At 61.1% G+C, this 17,086-nt stretch carries 13 protein-coding genes and 1 riboswitch; of the genes, 12 read left to right on the forward strand and 1 reads right to left on the reverse strand.

Annotation, left to right across the window (positions count from 1 at the left end):
* Positions 1 to 161: 161 nt before the first annotated feature.
* Positions 162 to 1,625, reverse strand: coding sequence for a M20 family metallopeptidase (locus ACTNB2_RS08445; RefSeq protein ID WP_441040755.1), 1,464 nt, complete (start codon positions 1,623 to 1,625; stop codon positions 162 to 164).
* Positions 1,626 to 1,929: 304 nt separating this feature from the next.
* Between ACTNB2_RS08445 and ACTNB2_RS08450 the strand changes: the two genes are divergently transcribed.
* The 12 genes from ACTNB2_RS08450 (at position 1,930) to ACTNB2_RS08505 (ending at position 16,476) form a co-directional block, all read left to right on the forward strand.
* Entirely contained in the window at positions 1,930 to 3,573 is a 1,644-nt protein-coding gene (locus ACTNB2_RS08450; RefSeq protein WP_441040753.1) for an amidohydrolase, read from the forward strand.
* A 921-nt stretch (positions 3,574 to 4,494) separates the two neighbouring features.
* Positions 4,495 to 4,788, forward strand: coding sequence for a co-chaperone GroES (groES, locus tag ACTNB2_RS08455; RefSeq protein WP_154514813.1), 294 nt, complete (start codon positions 4,495 to 4,497; stop codon positions 4,786 to 4,788).
* A gap of 96 nt (positions 4,789 to 4,884) precedes the next feature.
* On the forward strand, positions 4,885 to 6,522 hold the full coding sequence (groL, locus tag ACTNB2_RS08460) for a chaperonin GroEL (RefSeq protein ID WP_154514811.1): 1,638 nt from the start codon (positions 4,885 to 4,887) through the stop codon (positions 6,520 to 6,522).
* 371 nt (positions 6,523 to 6,893) lie between these two features.
* Positions 6,894 to 7,086, forward strand: a riboswitch (FMN riboswitch).
* Between the two features lie 5 nt (positions 7,087 to 7,091).
* Positions 7,092 to 7,682: an ECF transporter S component gene (locus ACTNB2_RS08465; RefSeq protein WP_441042574.1), complete on the forward strand. Its 591-nt coding sequence runs from the start codon at positions 7,092 to 7,094 to the stop codon at positions 7,680 to 7,682.
* Positions 7,679 to 9,583, forward strand: a complete 1,905-nt coding sequence (locus ACTNB2_RS08470) for an energy-coupling factor transporter ATPase (protein WP_441042573.1) — start codon at positions 7,679 to 7,681, stop codon at positions 9,581 to 9,583. The genes ACTNB2_RS08465 and ACTNB2_RS08470 overlap by 4 nt, the downstream gene beginning before the upstream one ends.
* Positions 9,583 to 10,383: an energy-coupling factor transporter transmembrane component T family protein gene (locus tag ACTNB2_RS08475; protein ID WP_441042572.1), complete on the forward strand. Its 801-nt coding sequence runs from the start codon at positions 9,583 to 9,585 to the stop codon at positions 10,381 to 10,383. Before ACTNB2_RS08470 ends, ACTNB2_RS08475 begins: the two co-directional genes overlap by 1 nt.
* A gap of 30 nt (positions 10,384 to 10,413) precedes the next feature.
* The gene (locus tag ACTNB2_RS08480; protein WP_441042571.1) at positions 10,414 to 10,860 is read left to right on the forward strand and encodes a pyridoxamine 5'-phosphate oxidase family protein; all 447 of its coding nucleotides are present in this window, start codon (positions 10,414 to 10,416) and stop codon (positions 10,858 to 10,860) included.
* 54 nt (positions 10,861 to 10,914) lie between these two features.
* The gene (locus ACTNB2_RS08485) at positions 10,915 to 11,325 is read left to right on the forward strand and encodes a pyridoxamine 5'-phosphate oxidase family protein (protein ID WP_441042570.1); all 411 of its coding nucleotides are present in this window, start codon (positions 10,915 to 10,917) and stop codon (positions 11,323 to 11,325) included.
* Between the two features lie 263 nt (positions 11,326 to 11,588).
* Complete coding sequence (gene argC / locus ACTNB2_RS08490; protein WP_441042569.1) at positions 11,589 to 12,659, forward strand: N-acetyl-gamma-glutamyl-phosphate reductase; 1,071 nt, start codon at positions 11,589 to 11,591, stop codon at positions 12,657 to 12,659.
* A gap of 134 nt (positions 12,660 to 12,793) precedes the next feature.
* The gene (argJ, locus tag ACTNB2_RS08495; RefSeq protein ID WP_441042568.1) at positions 12,794 to 14,062 is read left to right on the forward strand and encodes a bifunctional glutamate N-acetyltransferase/amino-acid acetyltransferase ArgJ; all 1,269 of its coding nucleotides are present in this window, start codon (positions 12,794 to 12,796) and stop codon (positions 14,060 to 14,062) included.
* Positions 14,063 to 14,143: 81 nt separating this feature from the next.
* Positions 14,144 to 15,124, forward strand: coding sequence for an acetylglutamate kinase (argB, locus tag ACTNB2_RS08500; protein ID WP_427718310.1), 981 nt, complete (start codon positions 14,144 to 14,146; stop codon positions 15,122 to 15,124).
* Positions 15,125 to 15,192: 68 nt separating this feature from the next.
* A complete protein-coding gene (locus ACTNB2_RS08505; protein ID WP_441042567.1) occupies positions 15,193 to 16,476 on the forward strand; it encodes an aminotransferase class III-fold pyridoxal phosphate-dependent enzyme in 1,284 nt (427 codons plus the stop codon).
* The last annotated feature ends 610 nt before the right edge of the window (positions 16,477 to 17,086 follow it).

A 17,086-nucleotide genomic window follows, 5' to 3' on the forward strand; every position in this document is an offset into this window, starting at 1 on the left:
ATGCCCCCCAACACCTTGTACCCATTCACCGGTATTTTGGGGTTGTGGTTAAAATGGATTAAAATAGAGTTTTAGAATGCGGGGGGGGGGTAGTTGGGCAACGGCCCCCCCCCGCTTTGACATCGCGATGTGGCTACGGCTGCGAGATGGTCGCGATTCGACTACTCGTTGTGCTTCTCCTCGTGACGAGCGGCGGCACGAGCTTCGTGGATGCCCTTGATCGCGGCATGGCGGGCGGTGCGGGCGTCGTGCATGGCGTCGCGGGCCTCGGCGGCCGTTGCCTTGGCAGAGCGTAACTTGGCTGCCAGATCGGGATTGGTTTCGGCGACTGCGGCGATAGCGGGGCCGTCGAGCTCCTCTTGCGTGGGCTCGGCCAAAAAGTCGATAGCATACTGAGCGGCTACCATGGAGCCCTTGGCGAGCACGCTCTCGTCGATCTTATAGAAGCAGGAGTGCTGGGCATAGGTGGCGCCGATCTGGGGGTTGCGCGTGCCCACAAAGGCAAGCACACCCGGTACACGGCGCAGGTACTCCGAAAAATCCTCGCCCGAAAGCGTGCCGCGATAATGGCCTTCGCCGGCTGCACCCAGACACTTGACCACGGCCTGACGACAACGCTCACTCGAGGCGACGTCGTTTTCGACCTTGTAGTTGGCGATGGTGTAGTCGGTAAGTTCAGCCTCGGCGCCCAGGGCCGCCGCAGTGTGCTCTACGATGCGGCGCATGAGCTCGGGCATTTCCTCGTGCGTCGAATCGCCATAGGTGCGCACCGTGCCGGCGAGGTAGGCGGTACCGGCGATAACGTTGCGCGCGGTGCCGCCGTGCAGCTCGCCGACGGTAATGACGGCCGGCTCGTAGGGGCTGATCTCGCGCGAAACGATGGTCTGCAGGGCGTTGACGATCTCGGCCGCCACCATGACGGCGTCGTGGCCGCGCTGGGGCATGGCGCCGTGGCACGAGGTCCCGCGGACATCAATGCGGAACCAGTCGGTATTGGCCATGCGCGGACCGGGCTCGCAGCTTACGGTGCCGGCGTCGACCTCACTCCAGATGTGTGCGGCGTAGGCGCCATCGACGCCGTCGAGCACACCCGTGCCGATCATGAGTTTGGCGCCTTGGCCGTTTTCCTCACTGGGTTGGAAGACGATGCGGACCTCGCCGTGGATGTCGTCGGTCATATGGCGCAGGATCTGCAGCGTACCGAGCATCATGGCAATGTGGCAGTCATGGCCGCAGGCGTGCATACAGCCCTCGTTGACGCTGGCGAACTCCTCGCCGGTCTGCTCGGTGACGGGTAGGGCGTCGATATCCGCGCGCAGCAGGATGCGGCGGCGCGGCGTGCCGTCCTCGCGGTAGGCGTCGGGTGCGGTGCCGCGAAGGGTCGCCACCAGGCCCGTCTTAAGCGGGCGCTCGTAGGGGATATTCATGGCGTCGAGCTGGTTGGCGATGTCAGAAGTCGTGCGCTCTTCGGCGAGGCTCAGCTCCGGGTGCTTATGGAAGTGCCGGCGCTGCTTGATGATGTAGGGCTCAAACTCGGCGGCGATATCTTGGATGGCTGCGGTGACGTCATCAGCCGCGCGGGCCTCGGTCGCTGCCATAATCTGCTGTGCCTTGGTCTTCGTCATGGTCGATTTGCTCCTTGCTGGTTTATCGCAAAATCGTACAGGCTCTTTCCAGTATGCCACCTGCCACTTGGGGACGGGGCAGAAATGGTAGAAATGGATACCTCCGTAACCTTGACAGGTCCAAATTGCTTGTGCACGCAGCCTTGGATGCGGCTGTCAAGCTTGAAATCTACCATTTCTACCCCGTCCCCAAGGGGCAGGCGGGGCCGTTGGGGTTGGGAAAGGTGCCGTTTACCGCTTGACGTTTTGCAGCTGTGGCAGTGGAGTACACTCGGGGGTGTTGAATTTCCTGCCAGAGATGGGGATGCCCATGCAGCATATCGATCGGATTATCCGCTCTAAGAACGTCTTTACCTCGCAAGACGGCATCGATACCGCCCGTGAGCTGGCGATTGCCATCGCAGGCGACCGTATCGTCGCAGTCGGCAAGCCCGATGACGTGATCGCCGCCGCGCCTGCCGCCACGCCGGTTATCGACTACGGCGAGCAGTTTGTCTGCCCCGGTTTCCATGACGCTCATCTGCACTTCTTTCATACCTCGGTCGGTTCCTCGCCGTATATGCTTATGGATGGGGGCACGTCCGAGGTGGCGCTGGTGCAGCACGTGCTCGAGTTTTCCCAGGATCTGCCCGACGACGCTTGGGTTGTGACGCAGGGCTGGCGCGACTACCGTTGGGACCCGCCCGAGCATCCTACCAAGGCGTCGCTCGATGCGGCATTTCCCGATCGTCCCTGCGTTATGTACTCGGGCGACGGCCACACGTTGTGGCTCAACAGTCGCGCTCTCGAGGCGCTCGGCGTCACGCGCGATAGCGAGCCGCCAGCGGGCGGCAGCTACGACAAGGACGCAAACGGTGAGCTCACGGGCATTGCTCACGAGGCGGCCGCCATGCAGCTGTTGCCGCGCTGCCTTGAGTGGCTGGGCGAAGATCGCATCGCAAGCGCTTACGCCGATCAAATGAGGCGCATGGCCGAGCAGGGCATCACCTCGATCTGCGACATGTCGCTCATGCCCATGCCAGGCTGCGATTTTATCCGCGACGACGTCTACGACAAACTGCAGACAGCCGGCAAGCTGGGCATTCGTGCCCATCTGTTCCCCACGCTGCTGGATGACCAGTCGCGTCTAGAAGAGCTGCAGGCACGTTACGCGAACAACGCACTGCTTTCGGCGCCGGGCTTTAAGCAGTTCTTTGACGGCGTGTCGAGCGAACATACGGCATATCTCACCGAGCCCTATACCAATCCGCGCTTCCCGGGCGACCAAGGCCGTCTGACGGTTTCCGCCGAGCGCATGCGCAAGCTGGTTCTGGCGGCTGCGGAGCGCGGCCGCGCCGTGCGCATCCACGTTATCGGCGACGGTGCGATTCATGCCGCGCTGGATATCTTCGAGGAAGCCGCCGGTCTGTACGGCCTGCCCCAGCACGGCCACAACACGCTCGAGCACCTGGAGAACCTCCTGCCCGAGGACATCGACCGCCTGCGCAAGCTCAACGTCGTCGCCTCGAGCCAGCCCTGCCACATTACGCTCGACCCGGGTGGACCGGAGCGCGATTTGGGCTTGGAGCGCAGCCGCATCATGTGGCCGTTCGCAACCTATAAGCAGCGCGGCATTCGCCAAGCCTTCGGTACCGACAGCCCCATCACGCCCGTTACCAGCATGGACGTGCTCTACACGGCTATCACGCGCCAGGACCCCAAAAGCCACTGGCCCGAGGGCGGCTGGTTGCCGAGCGAGCGCATCGACGCGGCAACGGCTTTGCGCAACTACACCTTGGGCAGCGCCTATGCAGCAGGCGACGAGCAAAACCTCGGCAGCTTGGAGCCCGGCAAGTATGCTGACCTGGTAGTCTTGGACCAAAACCCGCTCACCGTTGACCCCCAAGAGCTGCAAGCCACCAAGGTTCAGGCCACCTACCTAGCCGGTAACCTCATCTACGAGCGCTGATGCTCATGCCGTGTCGTTAAACGCGGCCCGGGCGACTTCTTTTGGGATGGCGCTCGAGCCACGTCTGCATATCGGTGGGGACTCGTTATGAGCGTCCCTGCTCTGCCGGATTTGTGCGTGGGGTGGAGGCGCTGCTGCCCCGCGCGTTCAAATTGGACATTTGCAATGCTGCCTCATGGTGTTTTGCATACTTCCCATTACAGATTGCATAAAAAGGTTGGGATGTTCTTTCTGGCCCTGATGTACCCCCGCCTGGGCCGTGCAAAAAACGGAGTATTCAGCACTGCGAGCTCTGCCGGCGCCGTTGCGGTCGGGTAATGTCATGGGGATTGACGTCATTTTGGCGTCCGGGCAGGCACGAGGCATGCCTTTATGCCCTGATGGGGTCTGCCTGCCGACCCAAATCGCCGGTCGAAGGCGTCCTTGGGACCAATAAGATGTGTCTGGCGCGTATACAGCCATCCTGGTCTGCTGAATACTCCCAAAAATGCACGGTGCTCCCCAGGGGACCCGTGCGTGCAGCGAAAGCCATGCCCATGTTCCCATCCGCATCGCCATTTTGCTGCACTGACGTTTCTGAATGCCGCGCCCGAACTAGTTAACTTGGCTCCCGTGTGGCTCCGGAGGGGCGGGATATAAGGTTTGTCGCGAGTTCCGCACGAGCCGAAGGCCACGTAATGTGGCCTTCGTGCGAGCAGGACTGCCCGAGCAGGAAACCTTATGCCCCGCCCCTCCGGCGCCACACGGGAGCTGCGCACAAGTTATCCCCCCGGCATTCAGAAAATCTAAGTGCCAAAAAATAAGATTTTTTGACTCTGTGTTGTATAACCCGCCATTCGTGGGTACCATTCAACGCGTACGCAAACAAATAGGGTTAATTCGCGTGGCATAACCACGCGGCCCAAAAAGGAGGAGACAAGCATGTCGTCTTTGAAGCCGCTTGCAGATCGTGTTCTGGTCAAGCCCGACGAGGCCGAGCAGAAGACCGCTTCTGGTCTGTATATCGCCAGCAACGCTCAGGAGAAGCCGCAGCGCGGCACCGTCATTGCCGTTGGCGCTGGCAAGGTCAACGACAAGGGTGAGCGCATCCCCATGGACGTCAAGGAAGGCGACGTTGTCATCTACGGCAAGTTCGGTGGCAACGAGGTCAAGGTCGACGGCGAGAAGTATCTGCTGATGCGCGCCGACGACATTTACGCCGTCGTCGAGGCCTAGTCTCATCAGGCTCTCTGATTCGTCTTTGAACGCGGTCGCCGCATAGGACTCGGAAGCGGCGACGTGAGTCACATTTCTTTTGGAGGATTACCTACCATGGCAAAGAACATTACGTTCAATACCGATGCCCGCGCTAAGCTCGCCAAGGGCGTCAACACTCTGGCCGATGCCGTTACCGTCACCATGGGCCCCAAGGGTCGCTATGTCGCCCTGCAGCGCACGTTCGGTGCCCCGACCATCACCAACGACGGCGTTTCCGTCGCCAAGGAGATCGAGCTCGAGGACAACATCGAGAACATGGGTGCCCAGCTGGTGAAGGAGGTCGCCACCAAGACCAACGACACCGTGGGTGACGGCACCACCACCGCAACCCTGCTCGCTCAGGCCATCGTTAACGACGGCCTGCGCAACGTCGCCGCTGGCGCCAACCCGCTGGCCATCCGTCGCGGCATCGACAAGGCCGTCAACGCCGCCGTCGCCGAGATGAAGAAGCAGGCCAAGCCGGTCGAGACCAAGGAGCAGATTGCTTCCGTCGGTACCATCTCCGCCGGTGACCCCGAGGTCGGCGAGAAGATCGCCGAGGCCATGGAAGTCGTGGGCAAGGACGGCGTCATCACCGTCGAGGATTCCCAGACGTTCGACATCACCATCGACACCGTCGAGGGCATGCAGTTCGATAAGGGCTACGTCTCCGCTTACTTCGTCACGGACAACGACCGCATGGAGGCCGTGATGAAGGATCCGTACATCCTCATCACCGACCAGAAGATCTCCAGCGTCCAGGACATCATGCCTGTTCTCGAGGCTGTCCAGCGCGCTGGCCGTGGCCTGCTCATCATCGCTGAGGACATCGACGGCGAGGCACTGCCCACCCTCGTCCTCAACAAGATCCGCGGCGCCCTCAACGTCTGCGCCGTCAAGGCTCCGGGCTACGGCGATCGCCGCAAGCGCATTCTCGAGGACATCGCCGTCCTCACCGGTGGTCAGGCCGCTCTGGACGAGCTGGGCGTGAAGGTCGCTGACATCACCGCCGATATGCTCGGTACCGCTAAGTCCGTCACCATCTCCAAGGACAACACCGTCATCGTCGGCGGCGCTGGCTCCAAGGAGGCCATCGACGCCCGTATTGCTCAGATCAAGGGCGAGATGGAGAACACCACCTCTGACTTCGACCGCGAGAAGCTCCAGGAGCGCCTGGCCAAGCTCTCCGGTGGCGTTGCCGTCATCAAGGTCGGCGCTGCCACCGAGTCCGAGCTCAAGGAGATCAAGCACCGCGTCGAGGACGCCCTGCAGGCAACCCGCGCTGCTGTCGAGGAGGGCATTGTCGCTGGCGGCGGCGTCGCCTTCATGGACGCTGTGCCTGCGCTCGATGCAGTCGAGATCGACGACCCCGAGGAGAAGATCGGCGTCGACATCGTCAAGAAGGCTCTGACCGCTCCGGTCGCAACCATTGCCAAGAACGCTGGCTTTGAGGGCGCTGTCGTGGTCGACAAGGTCGCCGAGCTGCCCGCTGGCCAGGGTCTCAACTCTGCCAGCGGCGAGTGGGGCGACATGATCGAGATGGGCGTCCTCGACCCCGTCAAGGTCAGCCGCGTCACCCTGCAGAACGCTGCTTCTGTCGCCAGCCTGATCCTCATCACCGAGGCCACGGTTTCCGATGTGCCCAAGAACACTCAGCTTGAGGATGCTATCGCTGCTGCTACCGCTGGTCAGCAGGGCGGCGGTATGTACTAAGGCCGACAAGGTCTAGAACTCCCACCGGGAATCCCGGGGGCGTGACGGGGTTTCTCTCCGGAACGTCCTCGGACATGCAAAGAGGCTCCGCATCGCGCTTTGCGCTGCGGAGCCTCTTTGCGTCCTGCGGAATGTTCCGGAGAGAAACCCCGTCACGCCCCCGGATTCCCTACGTTTACGGCCTTGAGGTCGGCTCGCGGAGAAGGACATGGTTGATGGGGGTACGTGTCCCTTTCGCTGTTTCGCGGCTTTGCCGCGAAAGGCGCGTTACTGTGGGATGGGTGGGGAACGTGGTTGTTGCGGCAACTGATCCCCACCATAAATTACCCATGGCATACTTGCGCGAAAGCCTGCCCGTGCTAGACTTGGAATTGCTGTTTCAGGGCGGGGTGAAATTCCCCACTGGCGGTAAATCGGACGGTGCCAGAGGGGCGCCGTGGCGCAGGCGAGGTACCTGCGTCCGAGCCGATGAGTCCGCGACCCGTGCGTGCGTTGGTTCGCATGTCGGCTGAACTGGTGAGATCCCAGTACCAACGGTTAGAGTCCGGATGAAAGAGGCAGGTGATCTTATGTCTGAACAGTCGCAGCATATCCATTTTGAGAACACGAATAGGTGGAGCACCAAACAGCTCGTTACCATGGCGCTGATGTGCGCCTTGGGCGCCCTGTTTATGTACGTGCAGCTGCCCATCCTTCCTTCGGCGCCGTTTTTGACCTACGACCCGTCGCTGGTGCCGGCGATGGTGTGCGGTTTTGCGTATGGTCCCGGCACCGGTACTGCTGTTGCCGCTATGGCTATCGTTATTCACGCGCTCACCACGGGTGACTGGGTCGGTGCGCTTATGAACCTGGTTGCCACGCTGGGCTACATTCTGCCCGCGGCTATCGTCTACCAGAAGATGCATACCTATAAGGGTGCCGTGATTGGCCTGGTGTTCGGTGTCATTGCCGCTACGGCGCTGTCTATGGTCGCAAACCTTACCATTGGCGTATGGTTCTGGTATGGCTCGGTCGATGCGATCGCCCCGCTCATGGTTCCTGCCGTGTTGCCGTTCAACCTTATCAAGACCGTGCTCAACTCGGTGCTCACGCTTGCAGTGTACAAAGCGGTCTCCAACCTCATCACGCCTAAAAAGAACCAGGTCAAAGGCCGCGCATGATTGATTGTCGAGGCGTTTCCTTTAGCTATGACGGTGTCACGCCGGCGCTCGACGGTATCGATCTGAACATCGAGGATGGCGAGTTTTTCTGCATCCTCGGCGGCAATGGGTCGGGCAAGTCGACGTTTGCCAAGCATCTGAATGCGCTGCTGCAGCCCGATGCAGGCACGGTGCGTATCAACGGCATGGATGCATCCGATCCCGAGTTGGTCTACGACATTCGTTCGACCGCGGGCATGGTGTTCCAGAATCCCGATGATCAGCTGGTGGCAACGCTTGTCGAAGATGACGTTGCGTTTGGTCCCGAAAACCTTGGCGTGCCATCGGCGCAAATTGCGCAGCGCGTACGCGAGGCGCTGAAGGGTGTGGGCCTGGTGGGCTTTGAGCGCCACGAGACCCATGCACTTTCGGGCGGCCAAAAGCAGCGCGTGGCGCTTGCCGGCGTGCTCGCCATGGAACCGCGCGTGCTCATATTGGACGAGGCTTCCTCGATGCTCGATCCGCGTGGACGCAAGGGCCTCATGAAGGTTTGCCGCGCGTTGCACGATCGCGGCATGACCATCGTGATGATTACGCACTTTATGGAAGAGGCCGCCGAGGCCGATCGTGTCGCGGTGTTTCGGGCGGGGCGCGTTGCCATGCTCGGTGCGCCCGAGGAAATCTTGACGCGGGCGGACGAACTTGCCCAGCTCAACCTGGATATGCCGGCGTCGTGCTGTCTAGGTAGGGCACTCCGCGCGAAGGGCGTACCCGTTTGCGCGCAGGTGCGTGAGGCGGATATGGTCGCCGAGATTGCACAGGTTTATGCTGAGCGGAGCGGGGCGGACGTCGCTGGGCGGCCCTCTGCATCCGATTCTCGTGTGCTTGACCATGCATCCTCTGCAGCCGGTGGGATGGTCGCGTCGGAACCCGTCATCGAGATTTCGCACCTCTCGCATAGTTACTCGCTGAGCGCCCGCGAGCGCCGCCGATGGCGCAAGCGCTCGACCACTGTGGGCGCATCGGGCAAACAGGCTCTTTGGGGCAGCGATCCAAACAGCCCCTGGGCGCTACGTGATGTTTCGCTGACGGTGCGTCGCGGCGAGTTTCTGGGCCTGGCGGGTCATACCGGCTCGGGTAAATCAACGCTGGTTCAGCATCTCAACGGGCCGATTCGTCCACAGGAGGGGAGCGTTTGCGCACTGGGGCTCGACCTATCAAGCAAGAAAGGCGCCGCCGCGGTTAAGGCCAAGGTCGGCGTGGTGTTTCAGTATCCCGAGCGCCAGCTATTTGCCGAGACCGTGGCGCAGGACGTGGCGTTTGGCCCGCGCAACCTTGGCCTGCCGCAAGACGAGGTTGTTCGCCGTGTCGCAACATCGCTTGCGCGCGTGGGCCTCGACCTTGCCGCGATAGGCGACAAGAGCCCCTTTGAGCTTTCGGGCGGTCAGCAGCGCCGCGTGGCGTTTGCCGGCGTGCTCGCCATGGAGCCCGAGGTCCTGGTGCTCGACGAGCCCATGGCGGGGCTCGATCCGGCTGCGCGCAGGGATTTCCTGGAGCTTATCGATCGGCTCCATCGTGAGGGTCTGACCGTTGTCATGGTTTCGCACAGCATGGATGACCTGGCAAATTGTTGTGACCGTATCGTTGTGATGAACGAGGGCGCGGTGTTTGCCGATGGAACGCCCGCACAGGTTTTTGCGCACGCGAACGAGCTCAAATCGATCGGTTTGGGCGTTCCCGCTGCGCAGCGCATGGCATTGTCGCTCGTGCAAGCCGGTGTGGCGCTCCGCTGCGACAAGCTTTATACGGTTGAGGCGCTGGCCGACGAGTTGGCCGGCATGCTGCTAGGCTGCGCGGACGGACCTTTGAGGGCGTCGCGTCAGGCTGGTTCCAAGATGGCCACGCAAGAGGAGGGCTGCTAATGGAGGCATTCTCATTTGGCAGCTACTATCCGGGGGAAAGCGCAGTGCATCGCCTGGATCCGCGCACTAAGTTGCTCCTAGGTTTCGCATTTCTGATCACTGCGCTCACCGTCGGCAGCTTCCGCGGGCTGGTTCCGATCGCAATTTTTGTCGTGCTGGTCTATGTCGCGGCCCGGGTTCCGTTGCGTCGGGTCCTATCGTCGATGGCACCACTGCTGGCGATTGTCGTGGTGGTCGCGGTGCTCAACCTGTTTTCCGATCAGAGTGGCCGCATCCTGTGGCAGTTTGGCTTTTTGCAGGTGAGCGAGGGCTCGCTGCGTTCTGCGACGTTTATGGCGTGTCGCCTGACGATGATGATGGCCGGCATGAGCGCCATTACGCTCACCACGCCGACGCTCGACCTCACCGCGGGTTTTGAGCGCCTGCTCGCACCATTCGCGCGTGTGGGGCTTCCGGCGCACGAGCTCGGCATGATTATGGGTATCGCACTGCGATTTATGCCACAATTTGCCACCGAGATGAAGCAGACGGCCGATGCACAGGCAAGCCGTGGCGCGCGCGTGATGGGCGGTCCGCTCGGTGGCGTGCGCATGCTCGGCAGTGTGGCGATTCCGCTGTTTGCTGGCGTGTTCCGTCATGCCGAGACGCTTTCGGCCGCCATGGATGCGCGCTGCTATCACGGCGAGCGGGGACGCACGCGTCTGCATGCGCTTACGTTTGGCCGCGGGGATGCACTGGCCGCGGTGGCGATGGCGCTGCTGGTGGCATGCGTTGTCGTTATCAATCTTCAACTCGTCTAAGCTCGATTCGAGCGCAAGAAAGGGGTCTCTATGACCGACATCGATCGCACGGCTCAGCTCGAACGCGTCTGCTCGTATCTCAGGCGCATTCCGGCGTGGTATCTTGCCACGACCGATGCAAACGACGGACATCAGCCCCGCGTGAGGCCGTTTTCGTTTGCCATGGTCGATAACGACAAGCTGTGGTTTTGCACGTCGCGCGACAAGGACGTGTGGGCGGAGTTGAGCAAGAATCCCAAGTTTGAGGTATCGGGCTGGAAGCCGGGGGAGTGCTGGATCGTGTTAACTGGCGAGGCCGCACTCGAGGACGATGCATTCGTGAGTGACAAGGTGCGCCAGACGGGCTTTAAGCACATGGTGGGCATTGGCGAGCAACACGATAGTGCCAACGATGGCCGCCTTTCGTTCTTCTCGGTCCGCAACATCGCCGCTCGGTTCTGCGATATCGACGGCAGCGAAGAGCTCCTCGAGCTTTAATTTCCCAAATTAGCTGCCCATTCCAAAAAGACTGGTCAGATGACAGGAGGAAACGTGGACGGATTGAATACGGTGCTGGAGTATCTGACGTCGGTGCCGGCGTGGTACCTAGCGACGAGCGTGGACGGGCAGCCGCATGTGCGTCCGTTCTCGTTTGCGCAGATTCAGGACGGCAAGCTGTGGTTTGTAACGGCGCGCACCAAAGATGTGTGGCAAGAGCTGCTGCAAAACCAGCGCTTTGAGGCCACGAGTTGGTGGCCGGGCCATGGTTGGTTGATCCTGCGCGGGCGTGCGGGTCTGGGCGACCGGGCTTCGGATGAAATGCGCGAGGCCGGGTGGAAGCATCTTGAGCGCTTGAGCGAGCACTATGAGGGGCCTAACGACCCCACGCTCGTCTTCTTTAGCGTCGAGGACCCCGAGGCTTTTATCTGCAATCACGACGAATGGGTTCCGGTCGAGCTCTAGGCTGCTCTGGGCGACCCTTAAGTTTGGTATTCCGTATAAGGTGGGCCCAGCATTGGCCAGCAGTATGATGCGCTGCGGCTAATGCAGAGCTCGCTTATTTTTTGTCAATTCTTTCAAGCGAATGTGTCGGGTATGTTTCAATGCATGAAGACACAAATTATTTGCGTAAATATGCATTCTCGGGTGCTAAAGTTTCAACCTACCTCATAACGACGGCTGCGGAATGCGCAATGACGCATAAGACCGCAGACAAGGAGTCCGATATGTCTTTAAAGGTTGGAATCGTCGGCGCGGCTGGATATGCCGGCGCCGAGCTTATTCGCCTCGTGCTCGGCCATCCCGAGTTTGAACTTGTTGCCATTACGTCCAACGCCGATGCCGGCCAGCTGCTGTCCGCGGTGTATCCGAGCTTTGCTGGCGTGAGCGATCTGGTTTTCACCACACATGACGCCCCTGAACTCAAGAGCTGCGATGCGGTTTTTCTCGCCGTGCCGCACACGGCTGCCATGGCACAGGTGCCCGCTCTGCTTGCGTCGGGTGTCTCTTGCTTTGATCTTTCGGCCGATTACCGTCTGAGCGACGCGTCTGTCTTTGAGACATGGTATGCCGCCGAGCACACGAGCCCCGAGTTGCTCAAGACACGTGCCTTCGGTCTGCCCGAGTTGTTCTGCCAGGACTTAGAGACCGCTGCTTCCAGCCATGCCGCTGGCAGACCCGTGCTGGTCGCCTGCGCCGGTTGCTATCCCACCGCAACGAGTCTTGCTGCCGCGCCTGCCGTGCGTGCGGGCTGGGTGGCCCAGAGCGGCCCCGTAGTCGTCGACGCCATCAGTGGCGTGACGGGTGCCGGTAAGTCGTGCAACACCCGCACCCATTTTTGCAGCGCGGACGAGAATCTGGAGGCCTATGGCGTAGGAAAACATCGCCATACGCCAGAAATCGAGCAAATTCTGGGCCTTACCGATCGCGTCGTCTTTACTCCGCACCTGGCACCGCTCAAGCGCGGCCTGCTCTCAACGGTGACGATGCCGCTCGCAACGCAGGCTCTCGAAGCGCTGACTCTTGAGGATGCCGTCGACCATTACAAGAAGTTCTACGCCGGTCGTACCTTTGTGCGCGTGCTCGATGCCGGCCAGCAGCCCAAGACGGCTTCGGTTGTCGGTACCAATGCCGCCCAGATCGGCCTTGCGCTCAACAAGCGTGCGGGCGTGTTGGTGGCGACGGGCGCCATCGACAATTTGTGCAAGGGCGCTGCGGGCCAGGCGGTCCAGTGCGCCAACATCGTCTTTGGTTTTGACGAGCGACGAGGCTTGCCCACAGCGGCGTGCCCGGTGTAGCACATTCGATCATTAACGATTTGGTAGTCGGGTATCGAGTTTGGCGCCACTTTTAAGCTGGTCAATTATTGTGACCGGTATGGCGCGCCAGTCGATACCCGCTTTTTTATCTGATATAAGGAGTCGTAGGGACGATGAATGCTGAGCAGTTCGATATCAAGATTCGTGCCGTAGAGGGCGGCGTAACGGCGGCAGCCGGCTTTAAGGCGGCGGGCATCCATGCCGGATTCCGCAAGAATCCCGAGCGCCTGGATTACGCACTCGTTGTGCCCGATAAACCCTGTCCCGGGGCCGGCGTGTTTACAACTAACCGCTTTTGTGCGGCGCCCGTGCAGGTGAGCCGTGCCAACCTGGGCGGTACGGACAAGGGCTATGGCATCATCGCCGGTGTTTCAATCAATTCCGGCAACGCGAACGCCGCCACGGGCGAGACCGGCCTTGCCTGTGCGCGTGAGACGTGCAACATCGCCTCGCAGGTCATTGGCTGTGAACCCCAACAGATTTTAGTTGCCTCCACGGGCGTGATCGGACAGATTCTGCCGATCGACACGTTTGAGACGGCAATTCCGTCCGCCTACGAGGCACTTTCTGTCCATGGCGGCGCCGATGCAGCCCGTGCCATCATGACGACCGATACGCATTCCAAGGAGTATGCCGTTCGCTACCGCAGTGAGGCTGTGGGCCATGTGGGCAACGCTTATACGGTGGGCGGCATGTGCAAGGGATCGGGCATGATCATGCCCAATATGGCCACCATGATCGCGGTCATTACTACCGATGCCCCCGTCGAGTCGGCGGCGCTCCACACCCTACTGCTCTCGACCGTTAAACAGACCTTTAATAAAGTGACGGTCGATTCCGATACCTCGACCAACGACACCTGTATCATGCTGGCTTCTGGCGCCGCCGCCGCGGATGCCGAGGCCATCGTCGAGGGCACTGACGCCTTTGACGAATTAGCCTTTGCCGTGCACGAGGTGTGCGAGAGCCTGGCGCGTAACATCGCGGCCGATGGCGAGGGTGCGTCAAAGCTCGTGACGGTTAACGTCACCGGCGCCGCCAACGACGAGGAAGCCGATATCGCCGCCCGTGCCGTCGCCAACTCGCCGCTCGTCAAGACCTGCATCGCTGGCCACGACTGCAACTGGGGTCGCGTTGCCATGGCGCTCGGCAAGTGCGGCGTAAAGTTTAATCAGGAGGACGTTTCCATCGACATGATGGGCATGCCCGTCTGCCGCGATGGCCTGACTGTTCCTTTTGACGAGGACGAGGCCCTGCGACGTTTTGAGGCGCCCGAGATCGTGATTTCGGCCGACCTGGGCGCAGGCGACGCGGCAACGACCGTGTGGACCTGTGACCTCACGCACGAGTACATCTCAATCAATGGTGACTACCGCTCCTAGACTCCAGGCACGCTGCGCATCTCGCCGCGATTGCGGGCAGCGGAGCACAGCGCGATAACGATACGAAAGACGAGGCAGATTATGAAATTCGCACGCGATTGTCGTTCGAGCGAATCCAACGAAGCAACTGCGCAGCTGCTGTTCGAAGCGCTGCCGTGGATTAAAAACCTGACCGGCAAGACGGTCGTTATCAAGTATGGCGGGGCCGCCATGGTAGACGAGCAACTGCGTCGCGACGTGATGAGCGACATCGTTTTGCTCAAGATTATCGGCATGCGCCCCGTCATCGTGCATGGCGGCGGTAAAGCCATCAACGAGGCGCTGAGCCATTACGATATGCCCGTCGAGTTTAAGAACGGCCAGCGCGTGACCACGCCGGCGACCATGGATATCGTGCGCGAGGTGCTGGGCGGCAAGGTTAACCAAGAGCTGGTGGCGGCAATCAACCACCACGGTAACTTGGCCGTGGGCGTATCGGGCAGCGACGCCGGCACGCTCATCGCCGAGCCGCTCGACCCCGAGCTCGGACGCGTGGGCAAAGTGACGCATGTCAACACCGACTACATCGAGAACTTGCTCGATAGCGAGTATATTCCCGTCATCGCTACCGTCGCGGCGGGGGAGGACGGTGGCTTCTTCAATATCAACGCCGACACCGCCGCCGGTGCCGTTGCGGCGGCGCTCCACGCGCACAAGGCGATCTTTTTGACCGACGTCGACGGCCTGTACAAGGACTTTAGCGATAAAGACTCGCTCATCTCCAACCTAACGCTCGACGAGGTTAATGAGATGCTCTACGGTGGCGAGGTCGATAAGGGCATGATTCCCAAACTGCGCGCGGCCGTCGATGCGCTTGTCGGCGGCGTATTTCGCGCTCACATCATTAACGGTACCACGCCGCATTCGCTGCTCCTGGAGCTGCTGACCGATGCCGGCGTCGGCACCGTGATCCACTCTACCGAGACGGCCTACGAATTTGATACGCACCCGCACCCGCTTTCGACCTTTGCGGCGCGCCTGACCGAGAACCTCGACGAGGTCGAGAAGCTCCAGACGGTCTAGCTGGTTAGAAATCGTCACACCGTTACACCCACAGTCCGCGCCACCTGGCGCTTAACGAAAGGCATCTCATGTCACTTGCAGCTCAACAATCGCTCGAATCCCACTACGTTATGCAAACCTTTGGCCGCTCGCCGGTCGAGTTTGTCGAGGGCCACGGCATGAAGCTCACCGGCGACGATGGTCGCGAATATCTCGATTTTCTTGCAGGTATTGGCGTATGCAGCCTAGGCCACGGCAACCCGGCGGTGCTCTCGGCGCTCGAGGCCCAGGCCAAGAAGCTCCTGCATGTCTCCAACTACTTCTACATTGAACAGCGCGGCCAGGTCGCGGCGTTGCTGTCCAAGCTCGCCAACGACGATGCGGACGGTGCGCGCGTGCTTGCCGACGCGATTGCCGCTGGCGACGAGACCACGGCGGCGGCGCTTGGCGCTCCGACTGCGGGCGAGCAGGTGTGGGAGACGTTCTTTGCCAATTCCGGTGCCGAGGCCAACGAGGGCTCTATGAAGCTCGCGCGTCTGTATGCCAAACGTGCTGGCAACGGTGGCAACACCATCGTGTGTATGCGCGGCGGATTTCATGGTCGTACGCTCGAGACCATTGCGGCGACCATGCAGGATTGGCTGCAGGACAGTTTCCGCCCGCTGCCGGGTGGCTTTGTGGCATGCACACCCAACGATGTAGATGAACTGCACGCAATCTTTAAGCAGTTGGGAAGCGAGATTTGCGCTGTGATGCTCGAGCCGATCCAGGGCGAAAGCGGTGTGCATCCCATGACCGAGGAGTTTATGGCTGCGGCGCGCGACTTGGCACACGAGGTGGGTGCCGTGCTTATCGCCGACGAGGTCCAGTGTGGTATTTTCCGCTCCGGCAAGCCGTTTGCGTTCCAGACTTATGGTGTGGAGCCCGATATCATGAGTCTTGCCAAGGGCATCGCCGACGGCGTGCCCATGGGTGCCGTGGTGGCAAAGAAAGAAATCGCTGACATCTTTAAGCCCGGCGACCATGGTTCGACCTTCGGCGGCAGCTGCTTGGCCATCGCGGCGTGTGCCGCGACGCTCTCCGCGCTTGTGCGCGGTGACTACGCAGACCATGCCGCCAAGGTGGGTGCCTATATGGAGGCAAGGCTCGCCAAGCTGCCGCATGTTACCGAGGTGCGTGGTCGCGGCCTAATGCTCGGCTGCGATTTGGACGATGCTGCGGGTGATGCGCACGACGTTGTGGCTCGCGCATTGGTGGCTGGTGCCGTGATTAACGCTACAGGTGCACATACACTGCGCTTCTTGCCGCCGCTCGTGTGCGAGGAAGCCGACGTGGACAGCTTAATCGAGATCCTGGCGGGTGTTTTAGCTTAGCGCCATCAGGCATAGCAGTTTGAAGCGGGTTCCAGACCGTCACGTGCCGTTTGGCGCACGATTGGGCGAACTGGAGCCCGTTTTGCTATCGATTTACCATGGCTGGGATAGGCCGTATGCAAACAAAAACGGTCCCCTTGCGAGGACCGTTTCCAATTCAGTGGTGGGCGATGAGGGATGTCCGCGTGCGGCTGGCGCCGCCCGCGCCCCGCTTCGTCGCTCCGCTCCTCGCGTGCTGCGCTGGAAAACGCTTCGCGTTTCCTCAGCTCCGCACCCTTGCGGGTTCGAATCCCTCTGCACTGGGCCCAAAAAGGAAAGGCCCCCATCGCTGGGAGCCTTTTCAATCAAGTGGTGGGCGATGAGGGATGTCCGCGTGCGGCTGGCGCCGCCCGCTTCCGCTTCGTCGCTCCGCTCCTCGCGTGCTGCGCTGGAAAACGCTTCGCGTTTCCTCAGCTCCGCACCCTTGCGGGTTCGAATCCCTCTGCACTGGGCCCAAAAGGGAAAGGCCCCCATCGCTGGGAGCCTTTTCAATCAAGTGGTGGGCGATGAGGGATGTCCGCGTGCGGCTGGCGCCGCCCGCTTCCGCTTCGTCGCTCCGCTCCTCGCGTGC

Source organism: Collinsella sp. HCP28S3_G2, from assembly GCF_052065125.1.
In the GTDB taxonomy this organism is placed as follows: Bacteria; Actinomycetota; Coriobacteriia; order Coriobacteriales; family Coriobacteriaceae; genus Collinsella.

Coding starts and splice junctions, on each gene's coding strand:
- ACTNB2_RS08445 (WP_441040755.1), bottom strand. CDS start 1,625: ATGACGAAGACCAAGGCACAGCAGATTATGGCAGCGACCGAGGCCCGC.
- ACTNB2_RS08450 (WP_441040753.1), top strand. CDS start 1,930: ATGCCCATGCAGCATATCGATCGGATTATCCGCTCTAAGAACGTCTTT.
- groES (WP_154514813.1), top strand. CDS start 4,495: ATGTCGTCTTTGAAGCCGCTTGCAGATCGTGTTCTGGTCAAGCCCGAC.
- groL (WP_154514811.1), top strand. CDS start 4,885: ATGGCAAAGAACATTACGTTCAATACCGATGCCCGCGCTAAGCTCGCC.
- ACTNB2_RS08465 (WP_441042574.1), top strand. CDS start 7,092: ATGTCTGAACAGTCGCAGCATATCCATTTTGAGAACACGAATAGGTGG.
- ACTNB2_RS08470 (WP_441042573.1), top strand. CDS start 7,679: ATGATTGATTGTCGAGGCGTTTCCTTTAGCTATGACGGTGTCACGCCG.
- ACTNB2_RS08475 (WP_441042572.1), top strand. CDS start 9,583: ATGGAGGCATTCTCATTTGGCAGCTACTATCCGGGGGAAAGCGCAGTG.
- ACTNB2_RS08480 (WP_441042571.1), top strand. CDS start 10,414: ATGACCGACATCGATCGCACGGCTCAGCTCGAACGCGTCTGCTCGTAT.
- argC (WP_441042569.1), top strand. CDS start 11,589: ATGTCTTTAAAGGTTGGAATCGTCGGCGCGGCTGGATATGCCGGCGCC.
- argJ (WP_441042568.1), top strand. CDS start 12,794: ATGAATGCTGAGCAGTTCGATATCAAGATTCGTGCCGTAGAGGGCGGC.
- argB (WP_427718310.1), top strand. CDS start 14,144: ATGAAATTCGCACGCGATTGTCGTTCGAGCGAATCCAACGAAGCAACT.
- ACTNB2_RS08505 (WP_441042567.1), top strand. CDS start 15,193: ATGTCACTTGCAGCTCAACAATCGCTCGAATCCCACTACGTTATGCAA.